Source organism: Paenibacillus sp. FSL R7-0297 (genome assembly GCF_038009025.1).
GTDB lineage: Bacteria > Bacillota > Bacilli > Paenibacillales > Paenibacillaceae > Paenibacillus_AQ.
On record NZ_JBBPAQ010000001.1, the window covers coordinates 3751476 to 3766303 of the forward strand.

The 14828-nt window shown below is 51.8% G+C and carries 13 protein-coding genes and 1 riboswitch; of the genes, 12 read left to right on the forward strand and 1 reads right to left on the reverse strand.

Annotation, left to right across the window (positions count from 1 at the left end; genetic code table 11):
• Positions 1-17 precede the first annotated feature (17 nt).
• Positions 18-779: a YwaF family protein gene (locus tag MKZ24_RS16380; protein ID WP_340784611.1), complete on the reverse strand. Its 762-nt coding sequence runs from the start codon at positions 777-779 to the stop codon at positions 18-20.
• 275 nt (positions 780-1054) lie between these two features.
• Here MKZ24_RS16380 and MKZ24_RS16385 point away from each other — a divergent pair, with 275 nt between their 5' ends.
• The 12 genes from MKZ24_RS16385 (at position 1055) to MKZ24_RS16440 (ending at position 14823) form a co-directional block, all read left to right on the forward strand.
• Positions 1055-4531, forward strand: coding sequence for a collagen binding domain-containing protein (locus tag MKZ24_RS16385; RefSeq protein ID WP_340784614.1), 3477 nt, complete (start codon positions 1055-1057; stop codon positions 4529-4531).
• A 178-nt stretch (positions 4532-4709) separates the two neighbouring features.
• Complete coding sequence (gene mscL / locus MKZ24_RS16390; RefSeq protein WP_340790181.1) at positions 4710-5111, forward strand: large conductance mechanosensitive channel protein MscL; 402 nt, start codon at positions 4710-4712, stop codon at positions 5109-5111.
• 106 nt (positions 5112-5217) lie between these two features.
• A riboswitch (FMN riboswitch) is annotated at positions 5218-5390 on the forward strand.
• 223 nt (positions 5391-5613) lie between these two features.
• Entirely contained in the window at positions 5614-6714 is a 1101-nt protein-coding gene (gene ribD / locus MKZ24_RS16395) for a bifunctional diaminohydroxyphosphoribosylaminopyrimidine deaminase/5-amino-6-(5-phosphoribosylamino)uracil reductase RibD (RefSeq protein WP_042237702.1), read from the forward strand.
• 189 nt (positions 6715-6903) lie between these two features.
• A complete protein-coding gene (ribE, locus tag MKZ24_RS16400) occupies positions 6904-7572 on the forward strand; it encodes a riboflavin synthase (protein WP_042237700.1) in 669 nt (222 codons plus the stop codon).
• 60 nt (positions 7573-7632) lie between these two features.
• Positions 7633-8886 carry a bifunctional 3,4-dihydroxy-2-butanone-4-phosphate synthase/GTP cyclohydrolase II gene (locus tag MKZ24_RS16405; protein WP_042237698.1) on the forward strand — a complete coding sequence of 418 codons (1254 nt, stop codon included), beginning with the start codon at positions 7633-7635 and terminating at the stop codon, positions 8884-8886.
• A 42-nt stretch (positions 8887-8928) separates the two neighbouring features.
• Entirely contained in the window at positions 8929-9396 is a 468-nt protein-coding gene (gene ribH / locus MKZ24_RS16410; RefSeq protein ID WP_042237697.1) for a 6,7-dimethyl-8-ribityllumazine synthase, read from the forward strand.
• Between the two features lie 236 nt (positions 9397-9632).
• A complete protein-coding gene (locus tag MKZ24_RS16415; protein WP_042138653.1) occupies positions 9633-10424 on the forward strand; it encodes a segregation and condensation protein A in 792 nt (263 codons plus the stop codon).
• Positions 10393-10995, forward strand: a complete 603-nt coding sequence (gene scpB, locus MKZ24_RS16420) for an SMC-Scp complex subunit ScpB (RefSeq protein WP_039301691.1) — start codon at positions 10393-10395, stop codon at positions 10993-10995. The genes MKZ24_RS16415 and scpB overlap by 32 nt, the downstream gene beginning before the upstream one ends.
• A gap of 183 nt (positions 10996-11178) precedes the next feature.
• A complete protein-coding gene (locus MKZ24_RS16425) occupies positions 11179-11874 on the forward strand; it encodes a DUF2953 domain-containing protein (protein ID WP_340784618.1) in 696 nt (231 codons plus the stop codon).
• Positions 11875-11956: 82 nt separating this feature from the next.
• Positions 11957-12445 carry a GerW family sporulation protein gene (gene ytfJ, locus MKZ24_RS16430; RefSeq protein ID WP_042237694.1) on the forward strand — a complete coding sequence of 163 codons (489 nt, stop codon included), beginning with the start codon at positions 11957-11959 and terminating at the stop codon, positions 12443-12445.
• Positions 12446-12618: 173 nt separating this feature from the next.
• The gene (locus MKZ24_RS16435; protein ID WP_042237692.1) at positions 12619-13857 is read left to right on the forward strand and encodes a D-alanyl-D-alanine carboxypeptidase family protein; all 1239 of its coding nucleotides are present in this window, start codon (positions 12619-12621) and stop codon (positions 13855-13857) included.
• Between the two features lie 294 nt (positions 13858-14151).
• Entirely contained in the window at positions 14152-14823 is a 672-nt protein-coding gene (locus MKZ24_RS16440) for a nucleoside recognition domain-containing protein (protein WP_042237690.1), read from the forward strand.
• Positions 14824-14828 lie beyond the last annotated feature (5 nt).

The window sequence follows — 14828 nt, forward strand, 5'->3', positions numbered from 1 at the left end:
TTTGCCCATATTAGCCTTTACCTCGTTCCGGTCCAGCCTCTGCGGCTGCGCCGGGAGGCATACAGCTCGGGTAGCTTGAAGAAGATCAGGAACATCAGCAGGAAGATGACAAAGGCAAAGGCCTCTTCGACGAGCAGATAATACGGATAGGGGCCGAAATAATCAAGTACGGAGAACGTGCCGGGCTTGTGAGCCAGAAACATATAGTTGGAATCCAGCAGCATATCGGCGGCATAGACACATACGGCGATAACATTCAGGCAGAGCATGGTGAAGAAGAGCGAGCGCCAGGTAGGCTTATAGCCTTCAATCCAGGTCATGTACAGGGATGCCAGAATAATCGACCCGTGGGCGATGAAGAACAGCAGGAAGCGGAAATGCGGAAACGGGTAGACCAGATTAGGCGTAAGCAGGGCGATGAATGCACCGCCGATCCCGGCAAAGTAGAGAAAAGAATACAGCAGCCTGCTGCGTGTAAGTAGCATGATCACCGACAAGAGCAGGGTAATACCGCATAGTTCAAGCGGCAGGGAGGAACTGCGGCTCCAGATATCCTGGGAGACATACCAGACATGGAGCCCACCCTCGCAGGCGATCAGCAGCAGTACCAGCAGCAGGCGGACACTGCGCCTCAGACCGGAGTGTGTACGCAGGACGAAACGCGATCCGTAGAGCAGCAGACAGCATAGGGCGACGATGGACATTGCCATGAGATGCGGGGTTGAGAACATTAAGAAATCGTGATTACGATGGCGGTCCCAAAAAAGATTAAGGTTCACTGTGCTCTCTCCTTGAATCCAGAAATAAATAAAAGAAAATAAAAGTTCAGAATTTGAATATAACTGATTCTAAAGATCTACTCTTAGGTGATATAAGTATATATCGTTCGGGCTAGACAGAAAAGACAGGAGTATCGGTTTATTTACATAAGATGGACGCATATGCCCGTATACATAACGACCCATAAGGCGGAGTGTTTTTACCGGTGCGTTCGGCAGCCATCTTTTCTGTATGCTCGTTTCATATCAAACTTAAGAACGGGGGCTTCTGGGAAATGGTGAAAAAAAGAACAAGTCTGGCAATTGTAATAATCATGCTGTTTGTGCAGTATGCCTACGGACTGGGGTTCACCCAGCAGGTTAAAGCGGAGGGAATCGAGCAGGACAGAGATATTATTACCAGTGTATCGATGGCCGTGTATGGGCCGGACGGACAGACCGTAACCGGAAGTGTATATGATGTGGACTCTACTGTTACGCTGGATTATACCTGGTCGCTTCCAAACGGGCACGGGTATATCCAGGGAGATAGCTTCACCTTCCAGCTTCCTGAGCAGTTTGAGCTGTTCAATGATATCCAGGGCGGACTCGTGTCCGACGATGGAGATGTCGGGACGTTCACAGTGAGCCAGTCGACACATCAGATAGTCATGACTTTCAACGACTACATCGAGAGTCATGACAACGTACAGGGTACCCTGCGGATTAATACCAAATTCGATAAACAGGTGATAAGCGGCAGTACGGTTCAGCAGATTCTATTCCCCGTAAACGGCGGGGTACAGACCATTAGTGTGGCATTTAAGCCATCCGTAGGTTCGACGATTGAGAAAAAAGGTGTGTCCAGCGGCTTCAATGCTGATCATATCTTCTGGACGGTGGATGTCAATAAGAAGCTGGAACCGGTCAGCAATGCGGTGGTGACAGACCCTGTTCCTGCCGGGTTGTCGCTGGACAGCACGGTAACCCTTGCGGTGTACCAGCTGAATGTTCTGCTTGACGGTACAGTGACTCAAGGCCAGCTTGTAGACAGCAGCAATTATACCGCTGACGTTTCCGGCAGTGCACTTGTTCTCCGCTTCGCGGACCCTGTAATCACAGGTGCGTACCGCATTGCCTATACAACCCAGGTAGTCAGCGACAGTCTGACCAGCTTCACGAATACCGCTACCTTCACCGGTGATGGACGTGATCCGGTAAGCAGCTCGGCTACAGTCGTTATTGAACGCGGAGGAAGCATCAAGAAGAAGGCAGCCAGCTATGAGTGGGGGAAGCAGACCATCACCTGGGCTATTGAATACAACTACAATAAACGCACGATCTCTGCAGAGAATGCGGTGTTGACAGATGTATTCAATCATTCCCAGCAGCTGGTTGCAGACTCGCTGCGGATTTATCCGGTGACGCTGGATTCTGCAGGAGGAGCTACGAAAGGGACGGCTCTAACCGCAGGTGCAGACTATACAGTAACGCCGGTTGTTGAAGGCACAAACGACGGATTCAAACTGGAGTTTGCAGATGCTGTGACCTCTGCATATCTGATCGAATATAAGACCAAAGCAGTAGACCGCGTATTCAGCGACACCACTATTACCAACACTGTCTCAGACAGTACTTATAGCGATAAGGCTACACAGCTTATCCGGCCGGCCATCATTTATAAGAATTTGTCAGGAGTCAACTACGCCACCCATGTAACGGATTGGAAGATTACGCTGAACGGCGATAATTATCCGATGAGCCAGGTAGTGGTTACGGATAGTTTCCCTTACGGCGGCCAGAAGTTTATCGCGGGTTCACTGGTCGTTCGCAATGAAGCCGGCACCGTGCTTAATGCTTCAGCGTATTCACTGATTGCCGGTTCACCTGCACAGCCTAACGAAGGCTTCAAGGTGAAATTCAATTCGCCGATCAGCGGCACATACACAATTAGTTATCGGACTGAATTCAGTAATGACTGGCTTACAGGTACTACAGATAATTTCATTAACGTAGCGCGGATTGACTGGAAGGACAGCGCGAATAACGCTCAATGGACAGAAGCCAGAGGGCAGTTCATTCCGGGTCCTGAGGTGAAGAACAACGGCTTCAAATCCGGGGTATATGATGCGTCTGCCAAAGAGATCACCTGGACAGTGGGCGTCAATTACAACAGTAAGGCTATTGCTGATCCCCGGGTAACGGACATACTGAACGCGGGACAGTCACTGGTGCCGGGTTCACTAAAAGTGTACCGGATGAATATTGCTCCCGGAGGGGCTCACAGCTTCGGCACCGAACTTGCCGCCAGCTCCTATAGCTACACTGTCGGAAGCGGGAATGAGCTTCTGGTGGATTTTGACAATGCGATCAATTCACCTTATTATGTTGTATTCAAAACAAGCCTTGCAGGGCAGTTGATTGGTACTAACGTTGCTAACACAGCCAATCTGCTGGATGGTACCAAGAAGGTCTCCAAAGATCTGAAGGCCTCGGTGAATATTCCGCATGGCGATGAATATGTGTTCAAAGACGGCGTTCAGATCGGTGATAAGCTGCAGTGGACGATCGCTATTAACCGGACGCAGTCCCATGTGAAGGATGCCTTAATTACAGATGTGCCAAGTACCAATCAGATTCTGCTGCCGGACACGTTCCATCTGTACCGGACAGTTACAGCCGTGAATGGTGATGTAACGAAGAGCGGACCTGAGCTTGTAAAGGATACGGACTACACCTTGAATATCAGTGCTGATGCAGAGGGTAAGCAGACATTTGTGCTTAGCTTCCTCCAGGATATCCATTCCGCATATGTGCTTGAATATCAATCCCTGATCGTAGCGAATACGGGGGATAAGCTGGTCAATACCGTTAACTTCAGCGGGAATAATGTCGTACAGGTCACCAAGGAGACCAGCAAAGAAATTATAGTCGGCGTATCCAGCGGCTCGGGAACGGGCAGCGGGGTCAGAGGAACGCTGAATGTCCACAAAATTGATGCAGGTGACAGCACCAAAGCACTTGCCGGTGCCACCTTTGAATTGTACCGCCTGAACGGCAGCGATCGTGTGCTTGTGAATACCCGGACTACGGATGCAGCGGGCAATGCAGTATTCAACAATATCTGGCTGGGCAGCTATGTACTGATTGAAACTGCAGCACCGGCAGGTTATGTGCTCGATACAAGTGAGCATGCGGTGACTATCGGTTCATCCGCAGCAGTGAATCTGACCTTAGCGAATACCCCTGCGGAGCAGCCGACAGCCACCATTGCGCCGACAGAAGCACCGACAGCCACACCGCTTCCAACGGTACCGCCTGTAGAGACAGCTGGGCCAACGGCTGCTCCAACGGCAACGAATGGACCGGAGGTAACGCCGAATCCTACAGCACCGCCTGTCACACCAGATATTTCGCCGGTACCAACACCGGCGGGCACGGTGGTTCCGGGGATCATTATTGATGATCTGGAAATTCCGGCAGGTCCAGGCTTACCCGCAACAGCGCAGCCTTCTGCGCCGGTAGCGGTGGTTACACCGGCACCAGCCACGCCGGCACCGGAAGTGCCGGTTGATGAGGACATTCCGCTCGGCGGTGTTGATATTGAAGATGAAGACATCCCGCAAGGGACGGTCACGGCAACAGACTCCGGCGGAACACTGCCGCAGACTGGAGAGAACAGCCCGCTGCCGATCTATATGGCAGGACTCGGTTTGATCCTGATCGGGTTCGTATTACACCGGGTGTTCAGACGGAACCGGAATCAGGAATAAACGGTAGTGGATCAGGACAGCTGATTATATGATCAGCCTTCACCAAGAGCAGGCGGCAGATTATAGCTGCCTGCTCTTTTTGCCGTGACTTAAGAAAGGCTAAGAATAGATTGGTCATCCGCGGCGGAAATGCTATAATTACTAAAATTCAAAGTTTCGGAGGGATGCAGCAATGTCCATGTGGAAGGAATTCAAAAGCTTCGCCATGAAGGGAAATGTGCTTGATCTGGCAGTGGCAGTTGTAATCGGGGCGGCTTTCGGCAAAATTGTTACTTCTTTGGTTAGTGACATCATAATGCCGCTTATCGGCTTAATAAGTGGAGATACCAATCTGAAGGAGCTTCATCTGGGCAGCGGAGAAGCCGCCGTGAAATACGGCCTATTCTTACAGTCCGTACTGGACTTCTTCATTATTTCCTTCTCGATCTTTATGGTGGTTAAGCTGACAAGCAGATTCAGACGCAAGGAAACTGTTAAAGTCGAAGTTGTCGAGCCCCCTGCTCCGGCACCGGAGGTTGCGCTGCTGATCGAAATTCGTGATTTGCTGAGAGCGGACAAGCAGCGGGAGTCAGAGAATTAAGGGAACTAAGTTACATAAATAAAGTAAATTTCCGAAACACACTTGCATTTCCCGCACGTAAGTGATAATTTTGTTGTAGGCAAAACTTATTATTCAACTGAATATATCAATCCTTCAGGGCAGGGTGTAATTCCCTACCGGCGGTGATGCTGTTAGATTGGCTGTTTCTGGCCAGTTCTGCTGCTCAGTCCGCTACCCGATCCGTATGCTGGTGGTACGGACGGTGGACCTGGTGCAATTCCGGGACCGACAGTATAGTCTGGATGGAAGAAGGAGAGATTGACGTGCTGTGCTTATATAGGTGGCCGTGCTGCAGTATTTTCGAACATTACGTGCGAATTTTCACAATGCCATAAGTCCGGCGTTTATTTACGCACCTATTTTTTGAGCTGCTGATACCTCTCGTATATCCCGTCTTGAACTCCTCCTGGAGATTGAGACGGGTTTTTCTGTTTAAACTGTGCACATTATGAATATAGCCGGCTGATTGGAGGGAAGTCACATGGATAAGATGAATGATGAGTTTTATATGTCTCTTGCGCTGGATATGGCGGAAAGGGCTCAAGGACAGACCGGAATTAATCCCGTGGTCGGATGTGTAGTTGTGAAGGATGGTGCCATGATCGGGATCGGCACGCATCTGCAGCGCGGTACCGGGCATGCCGAGGTCCATGCGCTCAACATGGCTGCTGGTAAGGCTCAGGGAAGCACAGCGTATGTTACGCTCGAGCCCTGCAGCCATTATGGCATCACGCCTCCCTGCAGCCAGCGCCTAATCGATGAAGGGGTCGCAAGGGTTGTCGTTGCCTGTGAAGATCCTAATCCGCAGGTTGCAGGCCGCGGAATTGAAATGCTGCGTGAGCAGGGCATAGAGGTTGAGGTAGGTCTGCTCCGGAGCCGCGCTATCCGGCTGAATGAGAAGTTTATCAAATACATTCTGACAAAGCAGCCTTTCATTACACTGAAGAGCGCCAGCACCTTGGACGGCAAAATTGCCACCCGTACAGGGGACAGCAAATGGATATCCAATGCTGAATCCCGGGAGCTAGTACATACGCTGCGCCATCGCCATCAGGGAATCATGGTCGGGGTGAATACGGTGATTGCCGATAATCCTTCGCTGACGACCAGGCTGAATGTGCCCGGGCTCAATCCAATCAGGATTATCATCGACTCTACACTGAGGCTGCCTCTGGAGAGCGCCGTTGTCACTGACGGACTGGCACCTACGGTGGTCGTTACCACTGAAGCGGGTGATCCGGCCCGGAAGGCAGCACTGCTCGCTGCGGGTGTTCAGGTTGTTGCCGCTGGCAGCGGACCGCGTGTCGATCTGCAGGCCGCAATGATAGCATTGGGCGGAATGGAGATCGGCTCCATCCTGCTCGAAGGCGGCGGCACGCTGAACGGAGCGATGCTGGAGCAGGGACTGGTTGACCGCGTAGTTCTCTTCTTCGCTCCTAAGATTGTCGGAGGCGGGGCTGCTGCGGCAGGTGCCTTTGACTTCCCGGGTGTGGAACTGATGCGGGATGCCATTACACTCGAAGGATTGGAAGTGGAAGTGCTCGGGGATAATGTCTGTATCAGCGGCACCCCGGCACGCTAATAGAAGCGTAGTGAGTTTTGGACAAAGGGATTTTGGAACTGTAGGAGCGGTAGCGACCGCCTTGTCACCGGATTTCTACCGCTAAGAGCGGTTTGAATCAAGAACTCTGGGGACAACAGCGACCGGAAGTCCAAATATCCACTGTAGTAACACCTGAGCTTTAAGTTGTAATTTTGAAGGAGGGATAGTATGTTCACCGGCCTGATTGAAGAGGTGGGTATCCTCCGCAGCGTCACCAGCGGAGGGGAGATGATGGTGCTGAATATCGGCGCCTCCCTCATTATGGGAGATCTGAAGATTGGCGACAGCGTCTCCGTCAATGGGGTCTGTCTTACAGCCACATCCATAGGTGACCATTATTTCACGGTTGATGTGATGCCTCAGACCTACCGCAACAGCAATCTCAAAAACTTACGGACCGGGGGCAAAATGAACCTGGAGCGCGCGATGGCAGCAGGCGGACGTTTCGGCGGGCATATTGTCCAGGGGCATGTGGATGGAACCGGTGAGATCCGCAGCGTGAAGCGCGATCAGAATGCGGTGGTATTCGAAATTGCACCGGACCGCAAATCGCTGTTTAAGTACATCATTCCCAAAGGCTCCATTACGATTGACGGCATCAGCCTCACCGTAGTGGATACAGAGTCGTCCACGTTTACTGTCTCTATCATTCCCCACACCCTTGGAGAAACGGTGCTGGCCCATAAACGGCCGGGTGACAGTATCAATATCGAATGTGATGTGCTGGGCAAGTATGTGGATCATCTGCTGCATTATGGTTCGCGTTCCGGCAATGAAGAAGATGAGAAGAGCTCGAAGATCAGCCACGATTTTCTGGCGGCCAACGGGTTTGTATAATTAAAGATTAGGCATACGGCGGCCGGTAAGGCAGCGTACAGCCATCAGGAGGACAGTAACATGAGCGAGCAAGACAAGAAGGACAGCGTCCTGGACCCGATTGAGGATGCCATATATGATTTGATGCGCGGGAAGGTAATCATCGTTGTTGATGATGAGGACCGCGAGAATGAAGGAGACTTCATCGCCCTTGCCGAACGGGCAACCCCTGAAGTTATCAACTTCATGATTACCGAGGGACGCGGCCTGGTCTGCGTGCCGATTACCGCGGAACGTGCAGAGGAACTGGATCTGCAGCCAATGGTGGCCCAGAATACCGACAATCACGGTACCGCTTTTACCGTATCGATTGACCACAAGGATACGACCACCGGTATTTCCGCCGGGGAAAGATCCATGACTATCAAGGCAATGCTGGACCCGAATGCGAAGCCTTCCGACTTCCGCAGACCGGGCCACATGTTCCCGCTGATCGCGAAGAAGGGCGGGGTATTACGGCGTTCAGGGCACACGGAAGCCGCTGTTGATCTGGCCCGCATGTGCGGCGCTTATCCGGCTAGCGTCATTTGTGAAGTGGTGAAGGTGGACGGTACCATGGCCCGCCTGCCTGACCTGATTGAGATTGCCAAGAAACATGATCTCAAGCTGATCAGCATCAAGGACCTCATTCACTACCGTAATGAGAAAGAACATCTGGTTACCCGCGAGGTAGCCGTGAATCTGCCGACCGACTTCGGTGATTTCCAGACGATTGCCTACACGAATGAAGTGGATGACAAAGAGCATGTGGCCCTGGTAAAAGGTGATATCTCCGGTGACGAGCCTGTGCTGGTGCGTGTGCATTCCGAGTGCCTGACCGGCGATGTATTCCATTCCCACCGCTGCGACTGCGGCCCGCAATTTGAAGCGGCGCTGCGCCAGATTGAAGAAGCAGGCCGAGGGGTGCTGCTCTATATGCGCCAGGAAGGCCGGGGGATTGGCCTGATCAACAAGCTGCGTGCCTACAAGCTGCAGGAGGAAGGACTGGATACGGTAGATGCCAACCTGAAGCTGGGCTTCGCCGCAGATCTGCGTGATTACGGCATCGGTGCACAGATTCTCAAGGACCTGGGCGTCCGCCAGATCAGACTGCTGACCAACAATCCGCGCAAGATCAAAGGGCTGGAAGGCTACGGCCTTGAAGTTGTGGAGCGTGTAGCCATCCAGATGCCGGAGAACAAGGACAACACTAAATATCTTCATACAAAGCAGGCCAAGCTTGGCCATCTGCTGACTTTTGACAAGATAGAACAAAACGAGGATTCCAAAATTTAATTATAGAATCACTAACTTATACATGAAGGGTTGATGAGTATAATGCCAAATTATTTTGAAGGACATTTAGTATCTGAAGGATTGAAATACGGGGTTGTCGTAGGACGTTTCAACGAATTTATTACAAGCAAGCTGCTCTCCGGAGCGCTCGATGCCTTCAAACGCCATGGCGTAGCTGACGATGAAGTGGATGTTGCCTGGGTACCGGGAGTATTCGAAATTCCTCTGATCGCGCAAAAAATGGCCGAAAGCGGCAAGTACGATGCAGTAATCACACTGGGTACAGTTATTCGCGGATCTACAACACACTATGATTATGTGTGCAATGAAGTAGCCAAGGGCGTAGCGGCCATTAATCTCAAGACAGGCATTCCGACGATTTTCGGCGTGGTAACGACTGAGAATATCGAACAGGCCATTGAGCGTTCCGGAACCAAAGCGGGCAATAAAGGCTGGGATGCGGCGACTGCTGCCATCGAAATGGCGAACCTGAACAAGCTGTTTAAATAACGCCCCTCTTGACGAATCAGCGTAAGTCGTGCTTATTTATATGTATGAGAAGAAAGCATGAACATAAGGAGCTGCGAGGAAATTAGTATCCGCTTTTGTTGACAAATCTCCATGGGTTTGGGAGTTATGTCAACAAATTAGCGGTACTTTATTTCGTCGCAGTCTCAAGGATCTTTCTACTTGTGTAGCGTCCGTGCGGCGCTGCACTTTACTTTTTTTGGGCTGGAGGAAACCGCGTGACTGTATTGTACAAGCTGGAGACGTTCGAAGGTCCGCTCGATCTGCTCTTGCATTTGATTGACAAAGCGGAAATCGACATCCAGGACATTCCGGTCAGCGAGATCACCGAGCAGTACATGGAATACCTGCAGGGGATGCAGGAGCTTGAGCTGGATATCACCAGCGAATTTCTGGTTATGGCTGCTACCCTCTTGTCGATCAAGAGCAAGCTGCTGCTGCCGAAGCCGCCGGTGATCGAAATTGAGGATTTCGATTATTACGAGGACGACGGATATGATCCGCGGGCAGAGCTGGTTCAGCGGCTGATTGAATACCGCAAATTCAAGAGCATTGCTGTGCAACTGCTGGATATGGAGAGCGAGCGCAGCCTGATTTTCACGAAGGAACCTGAGGATCTGGGCCCCTTTGTTCCTACGCAGACCGATAATACGCTGAAGGGACTGCACACCGCTGATTTGATTGCGGCGTTCCGTAAGGCGCTGAGCAAGGCGGCCCGGAGATCCTCTTATCAACGGATTACCCGTGATGAGATTTCGGTGAAGGACCGGATTCGAGATGTGTCGGAAGCACTCCAGCGTAAGGGAATGGGCGGCAGACTGCGCTTTTCGTCGCTTTTGCATGATGAGATGGCCCGGCATGAGATTGTAGTGACCTTCCTGGCCATTCTGGAGCTGATGAAGATGAAGGCGATTTTCTGCTACCAGGAGAAATTATTTGACGATATTGTGATGGAGTGGAGAGGAGGAGAGGAAGTCAGTGGACTACAACACGCTGAAATCAATTATTGAAGGCCTGCTGTTTCTCTCAGGGGATGAAGGTTTATCCGTGCGCCAGATTGCCGAGATTACCGAGCAGCGGCCCGATCTGGCTACACGGGCGCTGGAGGATTTGAAAGACGATTACAGCTCGCAGGGCCGGGGCCTGCAGGTAGTGCAGATCGCCGGGAATTACCGTCTGGCGACACTGCCGGAGCATGCGCAATATTTCGAGCGTCTGGCGTATTCCCCTTCCAGATCATCCCTGTCCCAGGCAGCGCTGGAGACACTTGCGATTGTGGCGTACCGCCAGCCTATTACCAGAGTGGAGATCGAAGAAATCCGCGGGGTGAAGTCAGAACGGGCTATTCATACGCTGGGAAATAAGGATCTGATTCATGAGGTAGGCCGGGCAGAGGCTGTCGGCCGTCCGATCCTGTACGGAACGACCAAGTCCTTCCTGGACAGCTTTGGCCTGGCCAGCCTGAAGGAGCTTCCGGAGCCGTCGAGCTTCGATACTTCAGAGGGCCTGGAAGAAGAGACGCAGCTGCTGTTCAGCAAGCTGGACAGCCAGATGACCTTTGAAGAGGTAGAGACAGAATAAACGCAGCGGATATACGCTGTTCCAGCAATGCCGTTGTCCCCGCCGGGACAGCGGCATTTTTTTTGGCGGCAGAATCTTTTGGAGATGTTTGCTGAAATGCCGAATTTTATCCAGCAGGATTTGCCATACTAAACCAGAGGCTCCACTATTCACATTACCTGAGGCTGCTTGGAGGTTACGATTGTGACGTTATGGCTTGTGATACCCTTATCCCTGCTGCTGCTGGTTATTCTGCTGTGCCTGCTGGTTCTGGCTTCATCGATTCATTTTCATTTCCGTCTATGCAGGCTGGGAAAGGATGACCGTATTGAATTTGATATTAAAGCTGTATACGGGCTGGTCAAATTCCATTATGAGCTCCCTGCGCTGGTCTTTGACAGCCTAGAACAAGGCATTAAGGTTAAGCTCGAAAAAAGCGGAATCGCCCCTGTGAAAATGGACAGCGACAAAGAAGAAAAAATCGACCGGGAGTCCGTGGCGGAATGGTTAAAGAACATCCGTACAGCGATCAAGTCAACCCGCGGTCTCAAAAAATGGCTGGTTGGCACGTTATCGCATGTCCGGATTACCAAGCTGGACTGGTCCACGGATTTCTCGCTGGGCGATGCGGCAGATACGGCAACCGCGGCTGGCGCTTTATGGGGCATGAAGTGGACCATGGTCGGCTGGGTATCGCGTTTCGTCAGATTGCAGCGGAATCCGCGGATGTTCGTAGCCCCGGTGTTCCGGGACGAGCCTTGTTTCTCAACGGAAGCGGTCTGCACTGGCAAGCTTTCTGTGGGCTATGCTTTTTATGCGGCACTGTTATTATTGCGGCGTGTATCGAAGGTGGAAGGCGGCCTCGGGAGATGGAAGAAACTGCTTAGCCGGGGCCAGTGATAAAAAGACTACATACTCCCTTCCATAGTGGGCAAGATAAGACTGCAGGTACACTTATATACACACGAGGAGGAGAAAAACAATGTCAGATCATCCTATTCAAGGTCTCATGCAGACGGCTATGGAAAATATCAAAGGCATGGTGGATGTAAATACCATTGTCGGAGATCCAGTAGAAACACCAGATGGCAGTATCATTCTGCCGATCAGTAAGGTCGCGTTCGGTTTTGCCGCAGGCGGCAGTGACTTCCGGGTAGAAGACGATGCTCCGGGCGTGAACGGCAGCGGAACCGGAGTCAAAATGCTTCCCTTCGGGGGCGGTAGCGGGGGCGGTGTATCTATACGGCCAATCGCTTTTCTGGTAGTGGGCAGGGATGGGGTACATATTGTGCCGCTTGACAATCAAACCCATCTGTTCGAGAAAATTATTGATGCCACACCTAACCTGATTGATAAAATCCAGAATATGTTCCAGCCGAACGGCATGCCGTTGGGGGCAGACGCACCAGGTACCACGGTGACCAAAACCGTAGTGAAGACTGAGCCGGATACGCATTCAGCAGCACACTAACACATCTGTTGAACGCGGCGGGATAAGAATAATCGGGGGTATCACCTTTCAATGGTGATATCCCTTTTTTGACGGACAGCAGCGGATGGGACATACCAGTCCCCCGAACCGCATACACTTGTACAACCAGGCAAGACGGAAGAACCGCTGCCCTAGACCTGAGAAGCCGGAGGATGAACATGAAGACATTAACCCGAAAATCGTTGATTTCCTTAATATTGTGTTTACTGCTGCTTGCACTGGTTCCGTTGTCTTCTATCCGGGCTGAGAATAGTTCTATATCTACTCATGCCAGAGCGGCGGCGCTGATCGATGTGGAGTCGGGAAGACTTCTATACAGCAGCCGCGGGGATGAGCCGATGCTGATTGCCAGTTTGACCAAAATAATGACAGCACTTGTAGCGATAGAGCACGGTGATTTGACCTCAAAGGTCAAGGTCGGCAAAAATGCTTTTGCCAAGGAAGGTTCTTCGCTGTATCTGAAGCAGGGCGAAGAAATGACGCTGGAGGATATGCTGTACGGATTAATGCTGCGTTCAGGAAATGATGCGGCAACCGCAATTGCCGAGCATGTCGGAGGCTCCGAGCAGGGCTTCGTCTACCTGATGAATGCCAAGGCGGAGGCGCTTAACTTAACCCATACGCATTTTGCCAATCCGCACGGGCTCGATGCCGAAGGGCACTACTCCAGCGCAAATGATCTGGCTGTATTGACTGCTTACGCGATGCATAATCCTGTGTTCAAGGAGATTGTGGCTACCAAAGAGAAGACGGCGGACAATCCGTATGAGAAATGGGATTACAAGTGGAGCAATAAAAATAAAATGCTGCGCCTCTACGAAGGGGCGGACGGTGTGAAGACGGGTTATACCAAAAAAGCACTCCGCTGCCTGGTCAGCTCCGCTACCCGAAACGGCCAGCAGCTTGTCGCTGTTACGCTGAATGACGGCAATGACTGGAATGACCATTCGGCGCTGCTGGATTTCGGCTTCAACCACTATCCGCTCAAGACATTAGTGGAACGCGGAGAAACCGTCAGCGGCTACACGCTGGTTACCGGCAAGGATTTCGCCTATCCGCTCGGACAAGGGGAAGAGGCAAGGCTTATTAGCAAGCTGGTATTAAGCGAAGAGAAGAGTACCGCAGGGACAGAGGCGCGTGCCAGTGACGGCACTAAGACAAGCAAAAACACCAGCAGCTTCGGGCTGAAGGGTGTGATTATAATGCAGCTGGGCGGCAAGGAAATCGGCCGGGTTCCGGTGTATACGCCAAGCCAGCTGCCGCCGGAAACATCACCCTATGAGAAAAAATACAGTCCTGCGGGAGGTACTGCTTATCCGGCGGACAACTGGCTGCAGGCATTCGGCAGCGCGCTGCGTGCCATGTTCCAGAGCGGCGAAGATCAGAGATAGTTGCATAATGTGCAATTAAAAACAGCGAAAAGGGTTGCTTGCAACTTATAAGTGTAGTCTGTACAACTAAATCTGCCCGAATCGCTGGAAATCATCTACACCTGGCAGTTTAATTGTACGAAATACAACTAAACGGATAATAGGTTGAGAATCAGACGTTTTAGTTGTACAAAGTGCAATTAAGCCAAAAGCATATACCGTAATATTGTCATTGCAAAGCAGCTTTTCAAAGTGTAGTTATGCAGAGGGCTAGGGCAGCAGATAAGAAGAATAGCGCTGGAGGAGGGGATAAGCATGTTAAATGGTATCTGGCTGGGGATGATCCTGATCGGGTTTGTATTTGCGGCGGTAACCGGACGGATGAACGAATTCACAGCTGCCGTGTTTGACGGAGCCAAAAGCGGGGTCACCGTAAGCTTCGGGCTGATCAGTGTGCTGGTGTTCTGGCTGGGGATTATGCGGATTGCGGAGGATGCAGACCTGCTGAAGAAGATCTCCAGAGTATTGGGACCGGTAGTATCTTTTCTGTTTCCGGATGTGCCCAAAGGCCATCCTGCGATTGGTTATATTCTCTCCAATATGAGCGCCAACCTGCTGGGACTCGGAAATGCCGCTACACCCATGGGCATTAAGGCAATGCAGGAGCTGCAGACACTCAACCCGGATAAGGAAACCGCAACGCCTGCCATGTGTACCCTGCTAGCACTGAACACTGCCAGTATCACGCTGATTCCGGCAACTCTAATTGCGATCCGGCTGAATTACGGATCGGCTGACCCGGCGGCAATCGTCGGTACCACGCTGGCGGCAACGGCCGTGGCTACTCTTGCCGCCATTGCTGCGGACAGGCTGTGCCGGCGCCTAACACTGCTGCGCAGGCCGCCCGGACCGCCGCCTGCGATAAGATCCGGCACCGCTGCAGCGAAAGGGAGCGCGGCGCTCCCACATTCTTCAGTGAAAGGGTGAGCCTG